Origin of the sequence: Cytobacillus sp. OWB-43, from assembly GCF_034651445.1 — a bacterium.
GTDB classification, from domain to species: domain Bacteria; phylum Bacillota; class Bacilli; order Bacillales; family Cytobacillaceae; genus Cytobacillus; species Cytobacillus kochii.
Window position 1 is genome coordinate 107893 of the sequence record NZ_JAYEFF010000003.1, and the last position, 24469, is coordinate 132361.

A 24469-nucleotide genomic window follows, 5' to 3' on the forward strand; every position below is an offset into this window, starting at 1 on the left:
ATGAACGTTGACCCAAAGCGGCCATCTCTAAGAAAAAATCGATTTTCCCTTGCATCTTTAGAGGGCTGGTTATATGTACTACCATCTTTTATTTTATTTATTATTTTTCTATTTTATCCGATGGTTAGGACGGTATATTTGAGCTTTTTCTATACTGATACACAAGGAAAACCGTTGTCTTTTGCGGGTTGGGAAAACTTTACCACATTGCTTTCTTCAACTAGTTTTTTAACAAGTGCTAAGGCCACTTTCTTATTTGTTTTATACACGGTACCAGTTGGCGTGATTCTCGCTCTTGCTTTGGCGTTACTAGCTAATCAGAAATTGAAAGGCATTGGTTTCTTTAGAACCATCTTTTCCTCAACGATGGGCATGAGTGTAGCTGCCTCATCAGTCATATGGATGTTTATTTATAACCCATCGATTGGTATAGCAAACAAAATACTAAACTTTTTTGGTTTTGCTGATATGCATTTCTTATTAGATCCGAATACTGCTTTGCTCTCAGTCGCAATCGCGACGATTTGGATGAATACAGGGTTTACGTTCCTCATTTTGCTAGGGGGGTTACAAAATATCGATTCCCAATTATATGAAAGCGCAAGAATTGCTGGGGTAAGTTCTTCTTATTCCTTTAGAAAAATCACACTCCCAATGCTATCACCAACACTTTTCTTTGTTCTTACAGTGACGATGATTAATTCATTTCAGTCATTTGGGCAAATCGATATTTTGACAAAGGGAGGACCAATCGATTCGACCAATGTGATTGTGTATTCCATTTATAAAGATGCCTTCATTAACTATAATATTGGCTCTGCCAGCGCACAGGCGGTTCTTCTCTTTCTATGTGTCTTCATCTTGACAGTGATCCAGTTCAAGCTCGGTGAGAGGAAGGTGCATTATCAATGACAATCGGGAAGAAGATCTTATTATATTTAGTCCTTATTCTCTCAGGTTTTATCATGTTTTTCCCCATTGTTTACGCTTTTATGATTAGTTTTATGCAAGGGGGAGAAGTTCTGCAAGGAAAGCTCATACCAGAAAACTTCACACTAACCAATTACCTTCATGCTTTCGAAAAGGTTCCATTACTGCGGTATTTGATTAACAGCTTGGTCGTATCCACAGTCATTATGTTGGGACAATTACTACTCTGCAGTTTAGCGGCCTTCGCTTTTGTTTTTACAAAATTTAAAGGGAAAAACCTTTTGTTTATGCTTTTTATTTCTACGATGATGATTCCTTGGGAAGCGACGATGGTACCAAACTTTCAAACGATACAGTCATTAGGATGGTTAAATAGTTTTCCAGGATTAACGATTCCTTTCTTCGCTATGGCCTTTGGGACTTTTCTGCTTAGACAACAGTTTAAGACGATTCCTATTGAATTATATGAAGCTTCCCAGGTTTCGGGGGTGAGTCGCTTTAAGTTCTTCTTAACGGTTGTCTTGCCGATTTCGAAAACAAGTTTAATTACGCTTGGAATCTATTGCTTCTTGACGGCTTGGAATATGTACTTATGGCCATTGCTTGTCACGAATGATGAAAAGGTAAGGACCGTCCAAATTGGCTTAAAGCAGATGCAGACACAAGAAATTGCGTCTGAATGGGGGGTGGTAATGGCAGGGGTGATGCTCGTCATTTTGCCAACTTTACTATTAATCTTTGTTGGTCAAAAACGTTTACAGGAAGGGTTAACTAGAGGAGCAATAAAGTAGAAGTGGGGAGAGGATGAAAAGAATGAAGAAGCTTTGGGTGGTCAGTATCTTATGTATGCTCATATTCATGACGGCATGTTCAAATGATTCAGCAACTACAGAGGAAGCTAGTGGAGATGGAAAAACAGAAGTGATATTTTGGCATTCGATGAGTGGCGAGCTTGAGCGTGTTGTGCAAGAAGTAGCTGATGGTTTCAATGCGGAACAAGATGAGATTACAGTGACACCAGTTTTTCAAGGGACATATGAAGAAGCGATTACGAAGTTTAATACGGTAGCTGGAACAGAAGATGCACCAGCAATCATGCAAACTTTTGAAGTCGGGACGAAATATATGATTGATTCAGGGAAAATACAACCAGTGCAGAAATTTATTGATGATGAAGGATACGATATGAATCAATGGGAGAAGAATATCACTAATTATTATGCTGTAGATGACACGCAATATTCCATGCCATTTAACTCATCCACTCCGGTACTTATTTATAATAAAGATGCTTTTAAAGAAGCTGGATTAGATCCAGAGAAAGCGCCTGAGACGTATAGTGAATTAAAAGAGGCGGCTAAGAAATTAACGAACGATGACCAGGTGGGCTTTTCAATTTTAAATTACGGCTGGTTTATTGAGGAATTAATCGCGGTCCAAGGTGGATTATTTGTTGATAATGATAACGGACGCACTGGTAATGCGGAAAAGGCAGTATTTAACGGTGAAGAAGGACTAAAAGTCTTTGAATTAATTAGTGAGATGCATAAAGAAGGTACCTTCTATAATACTGGACAAAATTGGGATGATATCCGGGCTGCTTTCCAATCTGGCAAAATTGCTATGTATCTAGATTCATCAGCAGGTATTAGAGCTACAGTTGATAATGCACCGTTTGAGGTTGGCGCAGGATATTTACCTGTACCGGATGGAGTAGACAGACAAGGGGTAATTATTGGCGGCGCTTCTTTATGGATGGCGAAAGATATTGATGAGGAAAAACAGCGTGCTGCATGGGAGTTCATGAAGTATGTGACTACCCCTGAAGTACAGGCACAATGGCATTTAAAGTCAGGTTATTTTTCTATTAACCCAGCAGCCTACGACTTACCGCTTGTACAAGAAGAGTGGGAGAAGTATCCACAGCTAAAAGTAACAGTTGATCAGTTGAAAAATACAATTCCATCTGAGGCGACTCAAGGGGCATTAATTTCTGTCTTCCCAGAAGCGCGTCAAAAAGTTGTGAGCGCAATGGAAAGCCTATATCAAGGTGTTGAACCGAAAGAAGCATTGGAGCGTGCGGCAGCAGAAATAGATCAGTCATTAGAGGCAGCGAACAGAAAAAATGGGAGTCAGTGAGAGGGTGGAGGAAGTTTCTATTTATGCTCATCGTGGAATGAGTGGTACCTTTCCTGAAAATACAATGACTGCATTCCAAGCAGCCTTAGATGCTGGAGTTGAGGGAATCGAATTAGATGTGCAAATGAGTAAGGACGGCCACCTGGTCATTATTCACGATGAACAAATTAATCGTACTACGAATGGCAAGGGTTATGTTAAAGATTTAACTTTAGACGAACTCCTTGGCTTAGATGCAGGAGGATGGTTTTCTTCTAATTTTATCGGCGAGGGTTTACCATCACTTCAACTAGTATTAGAGTGGCTTTTAGAGGAGGGCAATGACCTTACATTAAATATAGAATTAAAGAACGATATCATTGCTTATGAGGGGATGGAAAGAAAAGTTTTAGATTTGATTGATCGGTACCAATTACAAGACCGAGTAATTATTTCTTCATTTAATGCACCTAGTTTAAAGAAAGTAAAAGCGATAAATCCGAATATCTCGGTTGGTTATTTAATTGCTGGTGTGAAACAGGATGCTATTAAAGTAGCAAGGGATATAGGTGCCGATGCCATTCATTGTCAACCAAGTTTCGCTCTTTCTACTTATGGAAGAGATGCGATAGAAAAAGGATTTCCTCTTCGTGTCTATACGGTAAACGAAAGAGCAGTAAAGGAACAATTAGTTGAAACAGGTGTCGAGGTCATTATGACAGACGTACCGGAACAACTTAAATAAAAAGTAAAGCAGGTGTAGTGTGATTGTATGCTCCCCTTTAGTAGTCAAATTTTTCAAGAAATCTGACTGTTAAAGGGGAATTTTTCGTGTCTAAAAGAACTATTACTCAGGAGTTTAAAATTGAAGTTTTACAAGCATAAATAAGGAAGCTTTAGTTAGTGTGATAATATAGGATTTAGGTGTAAATAGCAAACTGTTATTAAAGAGGAGGGCTGAAATTTGTCTGCGATATGGGATAGCGATGTTGAAGTTACTATAGACGAAGCACAACAAATAATTAGGGAACAGTTTCCGATACTTGAACCTGTCTCTATTAAAGAGAGCGGTGAAGGATGGGATAATAAAGTCTTCGTTGTAAATGAATCGGTCATTTTTAGATTACCACGAAGAAAAATTGCTGTACCCTTAATAGAAAGAGAAAATAGATGGTTACCACAATTAAAGCAACACTTACACAGTAATATTCAAATTTCTACACCTATATATATTGGTCAACCAAGTAGTAAGTTTCCATACCCATTCACAGGTTATCCGTTGATTAAGGGTGTTTCTACCAATAAACGAGAGATAAGCGTGAAAGATCGTGGCGCTATCGTTGAGGACATTGCCTTATTTTTAAAAGCCCTTCATCAAATACCAAGTAGTCATTTTCTTGGAATCATAGGGGATGAAATTGGCAGGCTAGACGTTCATGCAAAAAAACTAGAAGTTATTCAACGATTAGAATGGATGGAGGCAAATGAAGTTATTGACTCCCGAAAACCTTTTTTAGCCATTATTCAACTAGCAATAAATACGAGTGTAACGGCAAGGAATACATTGGTTCATGGGGATTTTTATTTCCGCAACTTTCTGATTTGTAATAATTTAAGACTTGCAGGTGTAATTGATTTTGGGGATATGCATCTTGGCCATCGAGCGGTTGATTTAGCTGTTGCTTATACGTTCGTTCCATCATATATGAGGGAAAGCTTTTTTTCTATTTATGGTGAAATTGATAAAGAAACGGAATCGTTAGCTATGTTCAGAGGGCTGCATGTGATGTGCTATTTACTTTTTTATGGGATGGATAAACAGGATGAAGGCATTATAAGAGAAGCGAAAGTAGGGTTAGCGAATCTCATTTCCAATCATTAATAGCTAGCTTAAAGGTTGAAAATACGCTAAAATACAAGGGTTATCAATTTAGTTAGAACATTTGAATGCTACCATTAGTAACTCGCCAATGGGTGAGTTTTCTTTTTGTGTCATGAAATAAGAGAGGAAGGAGTTTTTTATAATGAAGAAGTTATTTTCGACCTATCGTACGACTATTTTGTTATTAGCTGCTATTCTTATTGGCGGTATAGCAGGGGTAGTGTTTGGGCCTGCGACATCAGTTGTGAAACCTTTTGGAGATTTATTTTTAAATTTAATGTTTATGATTATTGTTCCACTCGTCTTTTTTAGTATAGCATCGGCTATTGCGAATATTAGTGGGATGAAACGTTTAGGTAAAATTATGGGAAGTACATTCCTCGTTTTCTTTTTAACAGCAGTCGTTTCTGCTGTATTAGGATTCGCAGGTACCTCTCTATTCGATCCATTAAAAGATACGGATACTTCAAGTATTATTGCTATGATGGATGAGGCGGAAGTGGCAGAAGAGGAACCTGAGAATATTTCGTTACTTGCAAAACTAGTTGAGACGGTGACTGTTAATGATTTTCATCTTTTATTCTCTAAGAGCAATATGTTACAGCTTATTGTTTTCGCAATCTTATTTGGCTTGGCTACCGCACTAGTAGGTGAGAAAGGCAGACCAATGGCTACCTTCTTACAATCAGGCACAGATATTATGATGAAAATTGTAAAGATTGTTATGTATTATGCGCCGATTGGTCTAGGGTGTTATTTTGCAACGATCATTGGTGAATTAGGACCGCAGATTTTAGGTGGGTATGTTCGTGCTTTTGTTTTATATCTAGGTATAACACTTGTCTATTATTTTGGCTTTTTCACATTGTATGCCTTTATTGCTGGTGGGAAAGAGGGAATCAGTGTATTTTGGAAAAATGCGATTTCACCCTCAGTGACTGCAATTGCAACATGTTCAAGCGCGGCAAGTATTCCAGTTAATCTTGACGCGACGAAGAAAATGGGCGTACCTAAAGATATAGCTGAAACAGTTATCCCATTAGGAGCAAACACCCATAAAGATGGCTCAGTTTTTGGTGGCGTGATTAAGATTGTTTTTATATTTAGCTTGTTTGGGCAAAGTATGACAGATCTGCCAACAATATTAAGTATCATTGCAGTCGCCTTTTTAGTAGGTGCGGTTATGGGAGCGATACCTAGTGGGGGATTAATTGGTGAAATGCTCATCTTGAGTGTATTTGGATTTCCGCCTGAAGTACTGCCGATTATAGCTGTGATCAGTACAATTATTGATGCGCCAGCCACACTTCTGAACTCAACAGGTAATACGGTGTGCGCGATGATGGTTAGTAGATTAGTAGAAGGAAAAGATTGGTTGAAAAAGGCGTTCCATGTAAAAACAGTTTAATTTAAAAAAATTTATAAAAATAGGTTTATAGTTTTAGGTGATTGGGTATAAGAATTCTGGTATCATATTTTGGGGAAAGTGATACTGACAATGTTGATGATTAGGAGAAAATGCGGATGAAATCATTTTACGAGTACTTTAAGGAGAAAACTTGGGATTTAACAGAGAATTGGTATGCGGAATTAGATAAGAGTAAAGATGGTGTCTATAGCACAACAGACGATTCTCAAATTACTATATTAAAGAAACAAAATCATGCATTCCATGAAATCTTTGCAGAGTTATTTAACACAGAATCTGAGGCACCAACAGAAGCATTCGATGAATGGGTTACTTCTATTGCAAAGGACCCTGCCCATTTAAGCACGCCCTTAGATGAAATCATTAGTGAATTTCTTAGTGTGCAAGAACAATATTTCGATGTAGTTCAAAATTATATTGAAGAATCAACGACGGTGTTATCACATAAAGAGGTTAACACGCTTAATCGATTGATTTCGCAATCATTTAGAAAAATTATGAGTGAATTTAGTAGAAGAAATATCGAAGAATCTAATCGTATGTTAAAAGCACAGCAAGAGATGATTATTGAACTTAGTACACCAGTAATAAAAATTAAACAGGATGTAGCTATTCTCCCTCTAGTTGGAGATATTGATACTCATCGTGCTCAAGTCATTTTTGATAAGACACTCGAACAATGTAACGATATGCAAATTGAAGAGCTTGTAATTGATTTATCTGGCGTAGCAATCATAGATACAATGGTGGCTGCTCAAATTTTTCAGGTTATAGATGGCTTGAAATTAATTGGTACCGTCGCCAGTCTTTCAGGTATTCGACCAGAAATTGCGCAAACAGCTGTTCAATTAGGTATTAATTTCCGTAATATTAAAATCTATTCTTCATTGGCACAAGCCATTCATCATACAAAGACATTATAAATAGTTAAACTAAAATAGAACACGAAAAATTTTTCGTGTTCTATTTTAGTTTCATAGTGAGTAAACCTGTTTTCTTTTCTCTTACAAACCTAGCTTTTATATATCATTTAGGTCTTAATGTACGATCGTGAACAATTTCTTCTCCACCCAAATCTGATGGATCATAAGTTGGCCCATTTGTTCTTCTAGGAGAGTTTTCTGATGTCATTACCTAGATACATATGAAAATGAGCGCTTGGTGTTGGATAAATACGATGGTCACTAAATTGCACAAACTTTGGTGCGGCTTGATCTCCATCCACTCGTTTGAACGAATACCGAACTACCTGATTACCAGCTTCATAAGTAAGGATATTTAATCCATCCTATTCAATGTTCCAGAAAGTGTAGTGTCTTTTTGTGCACTTGTTGACTATATTTTGGTATGCAGTTTTTTAAATATAAATCGTAATTATTATTATTTACAGCGGGTGGAAAAAATAAAATATTGCTACCAGATTACTAGCGATTTACTATATACTGGAATTAAGATTTAGTAGATTAATTCGTTTTTGAATGGAGTGTAGACGAGCTTGAAAAAAGTCGGTCTTAGTATGATGTTTATTGGTTTATTATTTATCGGATTTAGTGTTTGGACAATTGTTGCTGGTAATGTGAAGGAATCCCAGTCATTACAAGTGGCCAAGGCAAAGGTAGCTGAAGGGGCGAAAAAGGCAGAAGCTTATTTGCCGAAAAAAGGAGAAGCAGCAGGGATACTTTTGATACCGAAGCTTGATGCAGAATTACCCATTATTGAGGGAGTTGATGCAGATGATCTGGCTAAAGGAGTTGGCCATTATTTAGGGAGTTTATATCCCGATGAAGGAGGTCAAATTGTACTTTCAGGTCATAGGGACACTGTCTTTAGAGGGATGGGCAAGTTAAAATTAAATGATATTTTCACTATAAAAGTACCATATGGCGAATTTGATTATAAAATTACTAAAACAAAAATTGTCGATAAAGAAGATACAAGTGTCATTACATTGCAACAAACAGAAGAAGAATTAATTGTTACTACTTGTTACCCTTTTAGTTTTGTGGGAGATGCACCTGAGAGATATATTATTTATGCCGAGCGAGTTAAATAGTCTTAAGACGAAAATATAGAGCAATAAATAGGTAAGAAATCCTTATTCATATAAAATTATTAAACTAACTTTCTCTAGCCCCTTATTTTTTTAGAATTTTGTGATAAAATTTTCAATAAAAGTATGAAAGGGTTAGATGAATGGGGATTCAATCAGTTTCTTTTATTGGATTGGGTGCGTTGGGCGTTCTTTTCGGTAGCCAAATGAACCTTTCATTACCAAAAGGTGCACTTACATTTGTTGCTGATGAGGCAAGAGTGAAAAAATATAAAGAGAAAGGAGTTTATGCAAACCAACAGTTTTGCGATTTTGATTATAGAACACCAGAAAGTATAAAAAAACCAGTTGATTTACTCATCTTTTCAGTTAAAGCAGATGGGTTGGATGCTGCCATTGAATTAGCTAAGCCAATTGTCAATGAGCATACAATCATTCTTTCTTTATTAAACGGGATTTCAAGTGAACGCATATTAGGTAGTGTATTTGGAGAAGACAAAGTTTTATATAGCGTAGCCCAAGGGATGGATGCTGTTAAAGTAAACAATATACTAAGCTATCATCATATGGGGATGATTTGTTTTGGCGATCAGGAGGCTGGTGAGACATCAAAAATGACAAAGGAAGTAGCTGAATTTTTCGATCGCACAGGTATTCCGTATGAAGTAGATACTAATATGATAAAGAGGCAGTGGGGCAAATTCATGTTGAATGTGGGTGTGAATCAGACAGTTGCAGTCTATCGGGGGAATTATGGAACAATTCAAGTAGAGGGAGAGCCGAGAGAAACGATGATTGCAGCAATGCGAGAAGTGATCCGTATAGCACAGTATGAAGGGGTCACTTTAACAGAAGATGACTTATCGTATTGGCTAAATGTTCTCAATCAATTAAATGCAGAGGGTAAGCCGTCTATGGCACAAGATGTCGAGGCTGGAAGGAAAAGTGAAGTGGAGCTTTTTGCGGGAACGGTAATAGCATTGTATAAAAAGCACAAGCTAGCACAACCAACCACAAATCAAATGTTATATGAAAACATTCAACATATTGATAGTCATTCAGTTTAAGACCACTGAAAAGAAATAAAATTGTAGAATAAACTGGGTTAGAGGAAGTTTGGAGGTTTCTATGTCAAAGAATGATGCGCTTTTTCAAAATCATAGTAGCCTAAAGGTGGTTTACCCAATTGAGGTTACTCACTTATTAATGAACCATACATCTGCAGCTATCGTTTTGACAAGCATAAATCATCGGATAAATAAAATTAATCCATCGTATACGGACTTATTGGGCTACCGTGAACAAGATGCACTTGGTACGAATTTATATACTCATTTGCGGTTGAAGAAGGACAATATATTAAAGCCCTTTCAAGATAAAGCGGAAGCAAAGGGTATTCATAAAGATGGCCATCTTATTAATTTGGAATTATCGCATTATCCCATTTATGATTCGTTAGAGCAAATTGCTGGTGGGATTACATTTATTAAAGAATTGGCGGATTCTGAATGTATAGAGGATATTGTCTCAAATAATTTAGGGATCAGTCGATTAATTACAGAGCACACGTCAGATTTAATTTTACTGTACGGACTAGATAAGAAGGTAATTTATGTATCCCCGTCCTTTGAGGAATTATTAGGGTTGGAAAAAGGCACCTATCTGGGGAAAGGTGTAATGGATCATATGAATAAAGAAGAAAGAGAGTACAGTGAGTTATTGTATAAAAAAATTAATGATACCGGAGAATCCCAAATTCTTCAATCACGCATGAAAACGAGTAGTGGGAATATCATATATATTGAGTCTAATATTTCTCCGATTTTTAATGAATTTAATGAAATTCAATTGTATGTTTGTGTCGGTAGGGACGTCACTGATCGTGTGAAAAATGATGATGCTCTAAGAAATTTAGATCGCCTATCCATTATTGGTCAACTAGCAGCCAGTGTGGCACATGAGATCAGAAATCCACTGACATCGTTAAAGGGTTTCTCAAAACTATTACATTATATGGAGGAGAAAGATAAACAGAAAGAGTATTTATCAATTATTTCTCATGAACTAGAGCGTATTGACGGAATTGTCAACGAATTTATGTCTTTAGCTAAGCCGCAAGTAGTTGATTATGATTATTTTGACCTTTATGAGATTTTAGAAGCTACATTCAAATTTCTTCACCCACAAGCCATGATGTGTAATGTTCAAATTCGATTCTTAAAGCCAGATCAACAAATTGAATTACTTTGTAATCAAAATCAATTAAAGCAAGTATTTATTAATTTCTTAAAAAACTCTATAGAGTCAATGCCAAATGGTGGAGAAGTAATTATAGCTATAGAAGTATTAAGAAATAAAAGAGTAAGAATAAATTTTAAAGACGAGGGTATAGGTATAAGCTCAGATCGTTTGCATTATTTAGGTACCCCTTTTTATACTACTAAGGATAAAGGAATCGGTTTAGGACTAACTGTTAGCAATAAAATTATCCAAGAGCATAATGGAACGATGAAGATTGATAGTAAACCAGGTGGCGGTACAATAGTAACCGTTGAACTAGGCTATTCATAAAAGGATTCATCGTTTTAAGAATGATACATAAATGAATGCATTAATATTATGAAAATGCATTTTTTTATATTTGATCATTATTTCAGCCTTTCTCGCTATTTAAGCGAGTTTTTTTGTAAATATTTGCTTTAAGACTTAAGGCTTAGTTGGAATTACAATCTTAGTCCATGGAAAAAACTCCTTCAAATGTTGTATTCTTATACTGTAAGGGTAAGTAAAAATAAGTTCACTTATTTTGAAACTTAAATAAGACGAATTACGTAAATAGTATAAGCGGTAAAGTCAGGAGTCGATAATTTTGAACCCGTTCTATGTGTTTTTTCTACGGATACTTATCACTGTACCTGTGTCTGTGTTGACATGGTTAATTAGCTACTTTTTTATGAATTACGGTTTTTGGATGAGTGGACTAATTGGTGCTGGTGTGGGTGTATTTACGTATTGGTTGAGTGGAATAATTATTGTCCATCGTTGGATGAAAAGTAAGGGACTCAAGCGGAAAGAGTTTCGTTTTATCCAAGATAATTTAGATGATGCCCGAATCAAGATGAGTCGTTTACATCGTGCTTTAATGGCAATTCGCCATTGGCCATCTGGTCGTCAACGTAAAGATTTTATTAAAGTGACAAAAAGGATTTACCAGCTTGTGCAAAAGGAGCCGAGACGCTTTTATCAAGCTGAATCATTCTTCTATTCGCATTTGGATTCAGCGGTAGAACTCGCTGAAAAATATGTTTTTCTTTCCTCACAACCAAAGAAAGATTGGGAACTTGAGCAATCATTAACAGAGACCAGAAAAACTTTGCAAGAGCTAATGGTTCATGTAGATAAGGATTTACGTTCAGTGCTAGCGAATGATATTGATGATCTTCATTATGAAATAGATGTAGCCAAACATAACATTAAGAAATTAAAAGATGAGAAAACGAATGATGAAAGTAGGCGATTAAAATGACAAAAGAAAAAAATACGTCAAATCAACCTACCCTTGGTGCAGATATATTGGATGATCTTTTAGCGGACCCTTTTGGTAATGACGACGAGACAGTCACAAAGGTTAAAAGTGAGGACTCATCTAGTCGTGTAAAATTGATTGATGTCATTCCAGAGGAAAACAGGCAAAAAGCTTACCAATTAGCTGAACAAATCGACCCAAGTAATCATCAAGCTATGATTTCATATGGTACGCCTGCTCAATCAAAGTTACTCAATTTTTCACATGCGATGCTTGACCATGTGCAAAGAAAAGATGTCGGCGAAGTAGGCTCAATTTTGGGCGAACTTATGCAAAAATTTAATGAAGTGAACCCGGATGATTTAAAGCATGAAAAACAAGGCTTTTTCTCAAAAATATTTGGCAAGCTTTCAGGTTCTGTCCATGAAGTATTGTCGCAATATCAAAAGGTAGGCGCACAAATTGATCGCATCAGTGTGAAGTTAGAGCGAAGTAAAAACCTGCTTCTCTCAGACATTGTTATGCTAGATAAGCTGTATGAAAGCAATAAAGAATATTTCCATGCCTTAAATATTTATATCGCTGCAGGGGAACTAAAGCTTGAGGAAATGAGAGAACAATCGATTCCGGATCTAAAAAAGAAAGCTGAATCATCACAGGATCAAATGAAAGTACAGGAAGTGAATGACTTAGTCCAATTTGCTGAAAGATTGGATAAACGTTTATACGATTTAAAGTTAAGTCGAGAAATCACCATCCAAAGTGCGCCACAAATTAGACTGATCCAAAATACAAATCAAGCGCTAGTAGAAAAGATACAATCATCCATTATGACTGCTATTCCATTATGGAAGAATCAAGTCTCTATTGCTTTAACTTTGATTCGCCAACGCCATGCAGTAGAAGCGCAAAAGCATGTCTCAAAGGCAACGAATGACTTACTATTGAAGAATGCAGAAATGCTAAAAATGAACACTATAGAAACAGCGAGAGAGAACGAACGCGGTTTAGTAGATATAGAAACATTAAAGAAAACCCAGCAAAACCTAGTCGAAACGATTGAAGAAACATTGCGCATCCAAGAAGAAGGTCGACATAAAAGAAAACAAGCGGAAAGTGATCTAGCCCATATGGAAAACGACTTGAGGCTAAAACTATTAGAAGTAAAAGATAAATAATTCATTAGGCACGGATAAATGCTAATTTAGTATTTATCCGTGCCTTTTTAGATGGAAGAATAATTGAACTGAAAGAGCATGTCTAGAAAGTATCAATACTTATGTTAAAAGACTAAAGAATAGCCAAGCCAAAATACCGATGTTCTTCTTTAAACCGGCATTTTGGCTGTTTCATTATCCAACTGGTACACGCGAAGCGATTTGTATCGGCAGCTTGACAGTTACTGTTGTTCCCTCATGTAAAATACTTGAGAAATGAATGGAACCATTGTGGCTTTGAACTATTTTATTGCTGACTGTTAAACCAAGACCAGTACCTTTTTCTTTGGATGAATAAAAAGGTTCGCCGAGTTTTGTTAATAATTCTGGAGACATGCCATCGCCATTATCAGATATTTTTATGATAGCAGTATCCTCTTCCTTTTCTAATGAAATCATGATTTCACCGTCTCCGTCAGTTGAGGCTTCAATAGCATTTTTTATTAAATTGATAAATAATTGTTTAAGTTGATTAGGTTCACACAGTATAGAAATTTGCGTACGTAAATATGACTTTAATTGAATTTGGATATTATGGAGTGATGCTTCCGTTTTTAATAGTGAAATGACATTATGGAGTAATTCATAGATATCTGCTTGAATGAATTTAATCTCTTGTGGTTTGGCTAGTAGTAATAGTTCGCTAACAATATGATTGATGCGATCCAATTCTTCTTCCATAATGCGATAATAGAATTCATGTTTACTGTCTTCTGTCGTTAATACTTGTACAAATCCTTTTAACGAAGTGAGTGGGTTTCTTATTTCATGAGCCACACTCGCTGATAGTTCACCAACTACAGATAATTTTTCCGTTTTTCTTAATTGTTCTTCAGCTAATCGTAGCTTTGTGACGTCTTTCCCATAACAAATAATACCAGCTTGTTTATTGTTGATAATCATAGGCACAGCTGTACATTCTAAGATGATTTGCGGCCCATTTTTATGGTTCATCGCCATCTCACATTGTATATGTTGATTCGTTTGTCGTATGTGTTCAAGACTTTTAAATACTTCATCATGTAAGTCTTTAGGAAATAGGTGGGTGATAGGTTGTTGGAGTACTTCTTCTGGCTGATAACCGGTTATCTCCTTAAATTGGGGGTTTGCTTGAGTAATCCGTCCGGATAAATCCATCATGACGATCATATCTTGGCTGTACAAAAACAGCGATTTATATTGCTGTTGACTTTCTTGTAATAATTCATCCAATCTCTTTTTTTCGGAAATATCTCTACCGATAATTACAAGCCCTTTTCTACTTCGGTCTTCATGAAAAAGAGGAACTTTAATTGTGTCGAATATCTTCTTTGTTCCATCGGGTTGTAATATATTTTCCTCGATTCTCGCAATTTTTCCACTATCCCATGTTTCCTCATCTGAAATCATACAATGAGCGAAGGAGTTTTTGTAAAAACTTCTTGCTTGATCGCCGAGTTCAATATCTGTTTTTCCTCGATATTGGTCTTCTTCAAGATTAAATAGTTCAAGGGCGACTTTATTTGCTTCGATCCATCTCCCTTTTTCGTCTTTAAAATTTACGAAATCGACCATTGCATTAATAAGTGTGGATAATCTCTCTTTATCTTCTTTGGATGTATTTAGTTCTTCAATTCTTTTTATAAAATAGTAGAAGAGACAAGTTGTAAAGGAGATATATAAAATTTCTTTTATATGTATCATGGAGATTAAGTTGGATGATGTATGAAATTCCCTAATGAGTAGGTTTGTTGAAATGACCCAAATGATACTTCCTAAAAAAAAGAAGATTAAGAATTTTGTTTTCATATCTATGCTCCTGTTCTGTAAAACAAATAATCACTATACTTTATAGTAATCGATTATGAAAAATTTTGCCATTAAAGATTGAGTATTTTAATAATTAAGTATGATAGTAGGAGAAATAAGCGTTAAAGAAATAAGTTATAATAGTAGAAACTAGTTGGAGGAGATGAAGTAATCATGTATTTAACAATAGAAGAGACAGCTCAATATTTATCGGTATCAGTCAGTTATGTAGAAGAGTTGATCCTCCAAGGTAAAATTCGTGTCATTCATGATAGCGAGGGAGCAGTACTCATTTATAAAGATCAATTTAAAACCCATTTTCAACAATTAGAAAAATATAAGAAATTGGTGGAAGAGTTATCGAAGGAACCAATTCCAGAAGATCGGGATATAAAGGATGAAGATTAATACGTAAGGATGTGACATGATGAAGTTAAAGCTCGTTAATGAAGATAAGAAAAGATATATAGATCTGCTACTGCTTGCAGATGAACAAGAGAATATGATTGATCAGTATTTAGAGCGGGGAGACCTTTATATTTTCGAGGAAAAACAAAAGTTAATCGGCGTTTGTGTTGTAACAAAGGAGAATGAAGATATATATGAAATAAAGAATCTGGCTGTTGCCCCACATTTAAAACGAAAAGGATATGGCAAAAAGATGATTCAGCTTGTGGAAGATTTCTATAAAGGGAGAGCCCGCAAGCTTCAAGTAGGAACGGGAGATAGTCCCCTTACGATCCCTTTTTACCAGGCGTGTGGATTTCATATTTCTCATCAGATTGATGATTTCTTTGTGAAACATTATGACTGCCCTATTTATGAGGGTGGTAAACAACTCATTCATATGGTGATTTTACAAAAGCAGCTTTGACCTCTAAAAGGATAGAATGTTTTACATTTCTAATTATTTTGTCTATTCTAGAAAAGAGAGAGTATTTCTTGAGGAGGAATGGAACATGTATGATATTCTAATCGTTGGAGCAGGGCCTTCTGGTGCGAGTGCAGCTTTATTTGCTGCTAAAGCGGGGAAGAAAGTGATTGTTATTGATAATGACAAAGGTGTAACAAAAAGGGCTTGGGTTGAAAACCATTATGGTGTATTAGAGGTATCAGGTCCGGATTTGGTTAGCACAGGGAAAAAACAGGCAGAGAAATTTGGGGCAGAATTAGTAGATGCAACAGTAGAATCTATTGAGAAAAAAGAAGAAGGTTTCGTTGTTACTACTTCTGAAGGTAGCTATGAAGCGAAACATGTCATTTTAGCAACAGGGTTCTTGGCTGATTTAGCCGAAAAAGCAGGTGTACAAACGAAACCGGGAACAGAGCCAAGAGTAAAAACCATTATTGATGTAGATGCATCAGGTCAAACCAATATTCCTGGCATCTGGGCTGCAGGTACGACAGCAGGTGTAAGTGTACATACAATTATTACTGCTGGTGATGGCGCGAAGGTAGCTATTAATGTAATTAGTGAGATAAATGGTGAGCGTTATGTTGACCATGATGTATTGAAATAAATAGTAGTTGTTTAAGTAGGCTGACTGTAATAGTCAGCTTTTTTGATTTGAAATTGATTGTTGGAGAACATGCCTATTTACTTAGAATTGAAGGCTGATTTTGCATTCTTAATGTATTAGAAAACTATTTGTTTTGGAATTTTATGGAATGGAAGTATCTATGAAATTGTTTAAATATAAGCTCTCTATTAAATTACCTTCTCATTATCACTCCTTTTTATTTATATTTACCTGAGAGTAACCCTCCTCTTCTATCCATCATTTGTCATCTATCATTTGTAGTTAAAAGGTTCGTATATGAGAAACTAGCATTTTTTCCCTATTGAAAGATAGTGAATACTACACTTATTAACTCGGAATTAATAGTCTAAACTTTTAGAAAATCGATTAATAGGAGGAAAAAAATGAAGAAATCTATCTTAAAATTTAGTTTGGCTACTACTCTCGTATTTGGTGCATTAGGGGTTCATGGCTATGTTGTTAAACCTGTTGAAGCTGCTGATTCACAGAGTCATTCACATCACTTCTATGACTATTTAATTACAAAGTTAGTAAATGAGCACAAAATCTATCGCAATATTGCTCATCTTGCAAAAGAGACGAGAGTTGCGGGAACAGTTGAGGAAGATGAGGCTGTCGAATTTATCAAAAGAGAGTTTAGGAATTACGGTTATCGTGCAGATATTCAACCGTTTACCTATGTTGGGTATACACCCCCACATACGATTGAACTACAAGTCGATGGATATAATGAACAACTAAACCCTGAATACTTTACGTATTCTATTAGTGGGAATGTGAATGGGGACATCGTCTATGGCGGTCTAGGTAAACCAGAGGAATTAGGTGATGTTACAGGAAAAATTGTTTTAATCAAACGCGGAGAGTTAAGCTTCAGTGAGAAAGTGTTGAATGCAGGAGAGGCAGGGGCAGCGGGTGTAATTATTTATAATAATAGTGAGGGCTCTTTAAATGGAACTTTGGGAGCACATAATGATCAATTTGTTCCTGCGATTTCTTTGTCAAAAGCAGAGGGAGATGCGTTGCTTGCTAGTATAGAAGCCGGAGAGGTTACAGAAGCGACTATCAATATAGAAGGGGCAAGTACAGGAGAAAAAACATCTCATAATGTCATAGCGACGAAAAAACCAACCTCAAAATTAAGAGATACGAATGATATTATTGTGATCGGTGCTCACCATGATTCTGTAGCTGGTGCACCAGGTGCCAATGATGATGCTTCAGGAACAGCGATGACTCTTGAATTGGCAAGGGTACTTAAGTTATTCCCAACTGATACAGAAATTCGTTTTATTACATTTGGTGCTGAAGAAGTAGGATTACTTGGTTCTACACATTATGTAAATAGTTTACCTGAAGATGAGCGAAATAGAATTGTGGCGAATTTTAACTTAGACATGGTCGGGAGTAGAGATGCAGGTAATTTAGTTTTGGCCACAATTGATGGGGAGCCAAACCTTGTTACCGAGTTAGCTCAAGAGACTAGCTCGAGGTTAAATGGAGAAGCGACACCGATTAGAAGTGGCGGCAGCAGTGATCATGTGCCATTTGCCGAAGTAGGTATTCCAGCAGCTTTATTTATTCACAGCCCTTCAGAACCTTGGTACCATACACCAGATGATACGATTGATAAAATTAGTAAGGAAAAACTAAAGGATGTAGCTAGTATTGTTGGAACGGCGGTATATCAACAAGCGCAAATTGATCGGATGATCAAACCTAGAAAGCAACAAGAGAAAAAGGTAGAGCCACAAATGTTTCTTGAAGAGGATTTAAAATAGGTAAGGTTCAGTTCTGTAAAGGTGGGGGCGGATGCTTCCACCTTTTCTTGCTCATCAATTGCTTACTTTCTATCCATATGAAGAAAATATATGTTAAAATTTACTTCATTACAGAGACGGAAAGAAGGATGGGAATGAACAAGCTCGGTCTATTTTTATTTATGACAATATTAATGATGATATGGGGATTTAATGTTTCCGCTATTAAAATCCTTGTCTCATCTTTCCCACCGATTACGATTACTGCTATCAGGATTCTAGTTGCGGGATTTTTTGTTTTTCTTATGCTCGGAGTTATAGGGAAAGTTAGAAGACCAAATAGGAAGGAATTTCAATATATTATATATGGTGGTCTCTTTAATATTACGGCTCATCATTTTTTCCTAGCACATGGGTTAATGGAAACAACTGGTGCTAACGGAGGATTAATTTTAGGTTCCGGGCCAGTCTTGACGGCTATTCTCTCCGCCATTATCATTAAAACCATGCCTTCACGTATGCAGATTATAGGTTTTATCTTTGGCATTATTGGTGTTTCTTTTATCGTTGTAATCGGTAATGGAGGGTTATCTGGTTTTTCTTTTGGTGATATTTATATTTTCTTATCGATTTTATCCCAAGCGTTCAGCTTTATTCTTATCAGTAAGGCAGCGAAAACTATTGATAGTAGACTACTCACTGGATATATGCTGGTTTTTGGGGGCATAATTCTCGCCATCATAAGTTTGATTTCAGAGCCTTTGGCATTTACAAATTTATTAGATGCTCCAAGTTCTTTATGGATTTTATTCTTAGCATCTGCCATTTTAGCAACGGCTATTGGACAAATGGGCTACAATTATGCGATTAGTAAAATTGGTCCTGCTGAAGCTGCCATCTTTTTAAACTTAAATACATTCTTTGCTCTTGTCGGGTCGGCATTATTTTTAGGGGAGCAAATCACGGTTTATCATTGGGTTGGTCTTGTCTTTATCATTCCTGGTGTACTCCTTGGATCAGGTGCGATTGAATCATTATTAAGAAAAAGAAGAACAGAGAAGATGAAGCCAATAAAAGAAAAAAACGTGGCAAACAAATAGGGTTGTAAATGAATTTCCTCTTAAAAGGGGTGAAAAATCCGAACGATTATTCGAAGCTTTAGCAGCGTTTAAATAATCGTTCGGACTTTGTTTTTTAATATCCTTTTTTGTAATCCACTACATTCGTATCGAGAGCATCGCCATTCAAATATTTTTTTAGGTTAGGAATGAAGATGTTTTTAATGACTCTTTCGTTGTAATGTTCGGTTGAGCCAGATGTATGTGGGGTGATGATTAAGTTTTTTAATCCCCATAATGGACTATCTTCAGGGAGCGGCTCTTTTTCAAAAACATCAATACCAGCACCTTTAATTTCTCCTTCTGAAAGAGCATGATAAAGTGCGTTTTCATCAACAATTTCACCGCGTCCAATATTAATAAAAAAAGCTGTTTGTTTCATGCGTTTGAACTGTTCTTTACTGAACATATGGTATGTATCCTTCGTTAAAGGCAGGGTGACGACAATATAATCACATTTAGGTAGGATGTCGTCAAGTTCCAGTGAAGTATACATTTCATCTACGTAATCGACAGGTTTGCCTGAATGTCTAACACCAATGACATGCATATTAAACGCTTTGGCAATTCGAGCAGTTTCTTGTCCAATCATTCCAACACCAATTATACCGATGGTCTTTCCATGCATTTCGAGTTTGTTACCAGTTCCATCCCATACTTTTTCTTGTTGTTGTTTAACATAACGGTCGATACTTCTTGTTAAACCTAACATCAATGCAAAAATCGTCTCCGAAATTGGATAAGCATGTACCCCGTTTGCACTTGTTAGAAGGATGTTTTTCTTGTCAAAGTCTTCGAGTGGCAAATAATTCACACCAGCACTCCATGTTTGAATCCAACGAAGGTTAGCATTATTCGCATAGGTATCATGCATACGATGTTTCCAAGCAACAATCACTTCTGCATCCTTCATATGACTCTCCCAAACCTCGTTATCCTTCCCTATGATGTGTTCCCAATCAGGAGTGATTTCTGTAATGGCTGTTTTAAGTTCCTCGCTTAAGTTTTGTGTGATAATCATTTTTCTTTTTGACATAAGGTATCCTCCATCGGTAGAAATTTTTCAAGTCTACCCTTAATAATAGCAAAATCTTCAGGATACCGAAATAAAAGATATTGAATATTACTATTATTCGTCGTCTTTTATATATCTACCAGTTTCAGGCATTGCGATGTCATCAAACTCCCTTACAAGAGTAATAAGGCTTTGTTGGAGAGTTTGTTCAGCCATAGGAATACCATGTCCTGTGATGGCGATATGAGGATTAAGGTCAGAGAGTTTTCTGACAGATTCTCTTGCTATTTGCCAATCAGTGGTTAAATACCTTGGGGGACCACTAATTTCTTGCTCCTGTGTCATCACTTTAAAAAGGGACTCTTGTTTAACGGTACAAAAGGCATCTCCAGCAATTAAGACACCATCGCTTTTGCGGTAAAGCGAGATATGACCTTCTGTATGTCCAGGAGTATGAATCCACTGCCAACCGGGCATTTCGTCAATATGACCGTCTCTTGGTAACGGTTTTATATGTTGTGAAATATTAATACCTTCATTAGGGAATAAATTCGAAAACTTAGCTAATAATCCACCATCAACTGTATTATCAGGTTCTGGATAATCTTTCCGACCAGTTAAATAAGGTAATTCCATCGAATGAGCATAAACAGGGACATTCCATACTTCTAATAGCTCATGAATCGCACCTACGTGATCAAAATGTCCATGTGTTAATATAATCGCAACAGGTTTCGCACCCCTTCCATATAATTCTTCTGCAGCTTCAATAATTTTTTTGGCTGATTTTGGCATACCAGCATCAACAAGGACCCATGCATCCTCTGCTGTTTTAACAAAACAAACATTAACGATTTGAATGTTTATATAATCAACACCTTCTGCAGAATTAACAATCATACCGCTCGTTGTTGAGGTGATAGGCATATAATGTTGCTCAGAATCATACTCTCTCATAAGATTTTATCTCCTTTACATGTCTTTATATGAGAGTATACCCTGCTTACATTCGATTAATCTTTAACATCAATAAAAAGGAATTTTTTACAAACGATTCATACTGTGTTTAAATAATTTTTATACAATTGTAGAAAAGGGAGAGGATGGTTGAGCAATGATATTTGCCCACCGTGGATTAAGTGGTCGCTTTCCGGAGAATACAATGCTTGCTTTTGAAGCTGCAAGAAAAGCTGGTGTTCACGGAATCGAATTAGATGTCCAATTATCTAAAGATGGTGAACTTGTCATCATTCATGATGAGAAAATCAATCGGACAACAGATGGTACAGGGTTTATCAGGGATTTTAAATATAAAGATATTGTGCAATTTGATGCAGGGAGCTGGTTTAACACCGAATTTAACCATGCGAGAATCCCACGATTAGAAGAGGTTTTTCAATGGGCGAAAGAGGAGAATAATGAATTGGTTATAAATGTAGAATTGAAAAATGATGTCTTTCGTTACGATGGTATGGAAGAGAAGGTGTTAACTTTAATTGAGCAATATGGTTTAAGAGATCGAATCATTCTTTCATCTTTTAACCCTGAGAGTGTGAAGAGAATACGAACATTAGATAATGAAATAAATACAGGGTATTTAATTCTAGGTATACATGCTAATGCAATTAAGGTAGCTCAGAATATTGGAGCCGATGCTATTCATTGTCAAAAAGAATTTGTGCAATCCATACATGGTATACAGGCAATAGAAAACAAAATCCCATTACGTACTTATACAATTAATCGATGGTCCGATGCTCAATCACTACTCAACCAAGGCGTTGAGGTGGTTATGACCGATTTCTGTGATGAATTTGTATCCAACTATCAATAAATGGAATAGACAAAAAAGTGGCTGAATTGGCCACTTTTTTTATTAACGTCGAATGGGGCGTTCTAAGGTTAATACCTCATCTTCAATACTAGCAAACTGTTCTTTTAGCATGGATTGAGTCTCTTGGATAGCTGCATTGTAAAAGTGAGGGGCGAGTGATTCTTTAAAAAAATCTAACACACGTTCAGCAGCGAATTCGGAAAGATCCTCGTCTTTTTCCTGAAGAAAAAACTGTTGGATTTCTTCAATCATTTGTTGTTGCTGTTCTTTTGTCAGTCGATAAAACATGTTATGGCCTCCATTTCTATACGACCATCATACACCATGAATGATTAAGATGCATGTTATGAATAACGAAAAACGGCAGTTATTATGGCTTCCACGATGATTTCACCAGGTTCAATGGGCGGAGAAGCAATAGATTGAAGAGCAAATTTCTGTGTGAAGGGCTGTATTTGTCTGCTGTCTTCGGTAATCTTTATCGGGGTAAGATCTACTGTTACATTTAAAACATTAGCTATAGATTGGGCTTTACTTATCGCATCCACTAATGCCTCATTTAATGCCTTATAATACCACTTCTGTTTCTCCGTTAATCCAAATTCAAGACTATTTATTTGATTGGCTCCGTGTTCCATTGCTAAAGCAATAATTGTACCTATTTGATTAAGTTGACTGACGGTAACGCGGACTTCATTTGTCACTTGATAGCCTGAAATCTGCGAAGAATCATCTTGTTGATGGTAGATGGGCTGTACATTAAAGTGAGTCGTTTGTATTTGCTTTTCATTGATACCGGCTTGTTTTAAAGCAGAAAGGAAAGATTCTGTGGCTTGTGTATTTTCCTTTTCAGCTATCTGTATTTCTTCATTTTCCGATATGACACCGATATGAATAGTGGCTATATCAGGTTGGACGGAAAGTCTTCCTAAACCATTCACATGTAATCTTCGTTCTTTGTTTCGCACTTCATTATATGAATAAGGGTACATGGTCATCACCTTTCAACTCTTTATCTTATTAAATGTATGTCGTATCACATTTTTTAGAAATGATTGTATCGCTGTGATGCAAGATAAAGATTGGAAAAATTCAAAAATATATTGACCTTGTAGTAAGCTCCAATGTTATCTTCAAAATAAGAAGAAAAGGAGGAAGGAAATGTATATTAAACAAATCGCTTCTCAATATGATATTTCTAGTGAGACAATCCGTTACTATGAAAAAATCGGTTTAATTACTCCAGAAAGATCTGAAAATGGCTATCGATTATATACAGACAAAAATGAAAGAGAACTCAAATATATCATAGTGTTAAAACAATTAGGATTCTCTTTACAAGAAATCAGTGAACTGTTTATATTAGATCGGACTCAGCCGTCAGAGGATTGTAAAATAAAATCGGAGCAGTTAATAGGTGTAAAGGTTGATAGTGTTGAAGAGAAACTTCACTTTTTGACAGTTGCTTTGGAAGCTTTAAAAGAGATTCGTTTCATGATAAAGGAAGGAAACTTTAAAGAGAACCAAAGAAACTTAGATCAAGTCATTCACCATGTATATGAACAGATGAAAATAGGTGGTGTGGAAAATGAGTAATCGCATTATTGTTAAATGGGAATATATTCTTTTACTATTATTAACAGTAGTAGCTTATATTACTTGGGAATTCTCAATACTTGCCTTTGTTATTTTCTTGTTTTTACCAGACGTCTTTATGTTTGGCTATCTCCTCAACAAAAAAGTAGGGGCGATTCTCTATAATATAGGCCATACATTTATTTTCCCCCTATTGATTTTAGGAATTTATTTTGTAATAAAGGAACCTATATTATTGATGGTATCTTTGATCTGGTCTGCTCACATTAGTATGGATAGAGCCTTAGGATACGGTCTTAAATATGAAGAAGGGTTTAAAGTAACACATATACAAAAAATATAGAAAACAAAGTACCGTAATTTAGGTAAGGTAGCGAACCATTTTTTTTATAAGGAAAAAGTGTTGGCAAGCAAAATGCTTCATAAATATCATTGGAATTATCAGAAATGTTGGCCAATCTGAAAGACGAAAAAAACCGGCTTGCCAGGTAAGTTAATAGGGCGATGAAGTAGAATGATGATTAAGGGTCTCCGCGATTAATAAGTGAAGGAATAGAGAAATCGAAGTAGGGTAAAAGGGAGAAATCGCGACTAATAGGTGAAGGAATAAAAAATGAGTAGGGCAAATGGTGAAATCCGACTAATAGTTGGGAGAATAAAGAGAT

26 protein-coding genes are annotated in these 24469 nt (G+C 36.2%); 20 read left to right on the forward strand and 6 right to left on the reverse strand.

The window, feature by feature from the left end:
• From U9M49_RS13195 to U9M49_RS13225, 7 genes are all read left to right on the forward strand, one after another.
• Complete coding sequence (locus U9M49_RS13195) at nt 1-912, forward strand: sugar ABC transporter permease (protein ID WP_328199651.1); 912 nt, start codon at nt 1-3, stop codon at nt 910-912.
• The gene (locus tag U9M49_RS13200; protein ID WP_095370341.1) at nt 909-1721 is read left to right on the forward strand and encodes a carbohydrate ABC transporter permease; all 813 of its coding nucleotides are present in this window, start codon (nt 909-911) and stop codon (nt 1719-1721) included. The genes U9M49_RS13195 and U9M49_RS13200 overlap by 4 nt, the downstream gene beginning before the upstream one ends.
• 22 nt (nt 1722-1743) lie before the next feature.
• Complete coding sequence (locus U9M49_RS13205) at nt 1744-3069, forward strand: ABC transporter substrate-binding protein (protein ID WP_095373522.1); 1326 nt, start codon at nt 1744-1746, stop codon at nt 3067-3069.
• Nucleotides 3070-3073: 4 nt separating this feature from the next.
• Nucleotides 3074-3793: a glycerophosphodiester phosphodiesterase gene (locus tag U9M49_RS13210; RefSeq protein WP_233435305.1), complete on the forward strand. Its 720-nt coding sequence runs from the start codon at nt 3074-3076 to the stop codon at nt 3791-3793.
• A 219-nt stretch (nt 3794-4012) separates the two neighbouring features.
• Nucleotides 4013-4930 carry a phosphotransferase gene (locus tag U9M49_RS13215; RefSeq protein ID WP_322909949.1) on the forward strand — a complete coding sequence of 306 codons (918 nt, stop codon included), beginning with the start codon at nt 4013-4015 and terminating at the stop codon, nt 4928-4930.
• 142 nt (nt 4931-5072) lie between these two features.
• On the forward strand, nt 5073-6338 hold the full coding sequence (locus tag U9M49_RS13220; RefSeq protein ID WP_095370338.1) for a dicarboxylate/amino acid:cation symporter: 1266 nt from the start codon (nt 5073-5075) through the stop codon (nt 6336-6338).
• A 116-nt stretch (nt 6339-6454) separates the two neighbouring features.
• Nucleotides 6455-7282, forward strand: a complete 828-nt coding sequence (locus tag U9M49_RS13225; RefSeq protein ID WP_095370337.1) for an STAS domain-containing protein — start codon at nt 6455-6457, stop codon at nt 7280-7282.
• A gap of 185 nt (nt 7283-7467) precedes the next feature.
• Here the strand turns inward: U9M49_RS13225 and U9M49_RS22700 are convergent, their stop codons facing one another.
• A complete protein-coding gene (locus U9M49_RS22700) occupies nt 7468-7635 on the reverse strand; it encodes a ZinT/AdcA family metal-binding protein (protein WP_095370336.1) in 168 nt (55 codons plus the stop codon).
• A 240-nt stretch (nt 7636-7875) separates the two neighbouring features.
• Here U9M49_RS22700 and U9M49_RS13230 point away from each other — a divergent pair, with 240 nt between their 5' ends.
• From U9M49_RS13230 to U9M49_RS13250, 5 genes are all read left to right on the forward strand, one after another.
• Nucleotides 7876-8412, forward strand: coding sequence for a class D sortase (locus tag U9M49_RS13230; protein WP_370873367.1), 537 nt, complete (start codon nt 7876-7878; stop codon nt 8410-8412).
• 140 nt (nt 8413-8552) lie between these two features.
• Complete coding sequence (locus tag U9M49_RS13235) at nt 8553-9476, forward strand: ketopantoate reductase family protein (RefSeq protein ID WP_095370334.1); 924 nt, start codon at nt 8553-8555, stop codon at nt 9474-9476.
• Nucleotides 9477-9537: 61 nt separating this feature from the next.
• On the forward strand, nt 9538-10980 hold the full coding sequence (locus tag U9M49_RS13240) for a PAS domain S-box protein (RefSeq protein WP_095370333.1): 1443 nt from the start codon (nt 9538-9540) through the stop codon (nt 10978-10980).
• A 298-nt stretch (nt 10981-11278) separates the two neighbouring features.
• Nucleotides 11279-11935, forward strand: coding sequence for a 5-bromo-4-chloroindolyl phosphate hydrolysis family protein (locus U9M49_RS13245; protein WP_095370332.1), 657 nt, complete (start codon nt 11279-11281; stop codon nt 11933-11935).
• Nucleotides 11932-13113 carry a toxic anion resistance protein gene (locus tag U9M49_RS13250; RefSeq protein ID WP_095370331.1) on the forward strand — a complete coding sequence of 394 codons (1182 nt, stop codon included), beginning with the start codon at nt 11932-11934 and terminating at the stop codon, nt 13111-13113. Before U9M49_RS13245 ends, U9M49_RS13250 begins: the two co-directional genes overlap by 4 nt.
• Nucleotides 13114-13287: 174 nt before the next feature.
• On the opposite strand, the gene U9M49_RS13255 is transcribed toward U9M49_RS13250, so the two are convergent.
• Nucleotides 13288-14940, reverse strand: a complete 1653-nt coding sequence (locus U9M49_RS13255; protein ID WP_322909950.1) for a PAS domain S-box protein — start codon at nt 14938-14940, stop codon at nt 13288-13290.
• Between the two features lie 174 nt (nt 14941-15114).
• On the opposite strand from U9M49_RS13255, the gene U9M49_RS13260 reads away from it, so the two are divergent.
• The 5 genes from U9M49_RS13260 (at nt 15115) to U9M49_RS13280 (ending at nt 19341) form a co-directional block, all read left to right on the forward strand.
• A complete protein-coding gene (locus tag U9M49_RS13260) occupies nt 15115-15348 on the forward strand; it encodes an excisionase family DNA-binding protein (protein ID WP_095370329.1) in 234 nt (77 codons plus the stop codon).
• A 19-nt stretch (nt 15349-15367) separates the two neighbouring features.
• Nucleotides 15368-15814: a GNAT family N-acetyltransferase gene (locus U9M49_RS13265; RefSeq protein ID WP_322909951.1), complete on the forward strand. Its 447-nt coding sequence runs from the start codon at nt 15368-15370 to the stop codon at nt 15812-15814.
• Between the two features lie 85 nt (nt 15815-15899).
• A complete protein-coding gene (locus tag U9M49_RS13270) occupies nt 15900-16460 on the forward strand; it encodes an NAD(P)/FAD-dependent oxidoreductase (protein ID WP_095370327.1) in 561 nt (186 codons plus the stop codon).
• A gap of 404 nt (nt 16461-16864) precedes the next feature.
• Entirely contained in the window at nt 16865-18262 is a 1398-nt protein-coding gene (locus U9M49_RS13275; protein WP_322909952.1) for a M20/M25/M40 family metallo-hydrolase, read from the forward strand.
• 134 nt (nt 18263-18396) lie between these two features.
• Nucleotides 18397-19341, forward strand: coding sequence for a DMT family transporter (locus U9M49_RS13280; protein ID WP_322909953.1), 945 nt, complete (start codon nt 18397-18399; stop codon nt 19339-19341).
• Nucleotides 19342-19435: 94 nt separating this feature from the next.
• Here the strand turns inward: U9M49_RS13280 and U9M49_RS13285 are convergent, their stop codons facing one another.
• Both U9M49_RS13285 and U9M49_RS13290 read right to left on the reverse strand, forming a co-directional pair.
• Entirely contained in the window at nt 19436-20395 is a 960-nt protein-coding gene (locus U9M49_RS13285; RefSeq protein WP_322909954.1) for a D-2-hydroxyacid dehydrogenase, read from the reverse strand.
• A 93-nt stretch (nt 20396-20488) separates the two neighbouring features.
• Entirely contained in the window at nt 20489-21331 is an 843-nt protein-coding gene (locus U9M49_RS13290; protein WP_322909955.1) for an MBL fold metallo-hydrolase, read from the reverse strand.
• Nucleotides 21332-21488: 157 nt separating this feature from the next.
• Here U9M49_RS13290 and U9M49_RS13295 point away from each other — a divergent pair, with 157 nt between their 5' ends.
• Entirely contained in the window at nt 21489-22208 is a 720-nt protein-coding gene (locus U9M49_RS13295) for a glycerophosphodiester phosphodiesterase (protein WP_095370323.1), read from the forward strand.
• A gap of 42 nt (nt 22209-22250) precedes the next feature.
• Here the strand turns inward: U9M49_RS13295 and U9M49_RS13300 are convergent, their stop codons facing one another.
• Both U9M49_RS13300 and U9M49_RS13305 read right to left on the reverse strand, forming a co-directional pair.
• Nucleotides 22251-22496, reverse strand: coding sequence for a DUF2164 family protein (locus tag U9M49_RS13300; protein ID WP_095370322.1), 246 nt, complete (start codon nt 22494-22496; stop codon nt 22251-22253).
• A 56-nt stretch (nt 22497-22552) separates the two neighbouring features.
• Entirely contained in the window at nt 22553-23206 is a 654-nt protein-coding gene (locus tag U9M49_RS13305; RefSeq protein WP_322910072.1) for an SIMPL domain-containing protein, read from the reverse strand.
• Between the two features lie 163 nt (nt 23207-23369).
• Here U9M49_RS13305 and U9M49_RS13310 point away from each other — a divergent pair, with 163 nt between their 5' ends.
• Nucleotides 23370-23804 carry a MerR family transcriptional regulator gene (locus U9M49_RS13310; RefSeq protein ID WP_307317150.1) on the forward strand — a complete coding sequence of 145 codons (435 nt, stop codon included), beginning with the start codon at nt 23370-23372 and terminating at the stop codon, nt 23802-23804.
• The gene (locus U9M49_RS13315) at nt 23797-24147 is read left to right on the forward strand and encodes a DUF4260 domain-containing protein (RefSeq protein WP_095370319.1); all 351 of its coding nucleotides are present in this window, start codon (nt 23797-23799) and stop codon (nt 24145-24147) included. The genes U9M49_RS13310 and U9M49_RS13315 overlap by 8 nt, the downstream gene beginning before the upstream one ends.
• Nucleotides 24148-24469 lie beyond the last annotated feature (322 nt).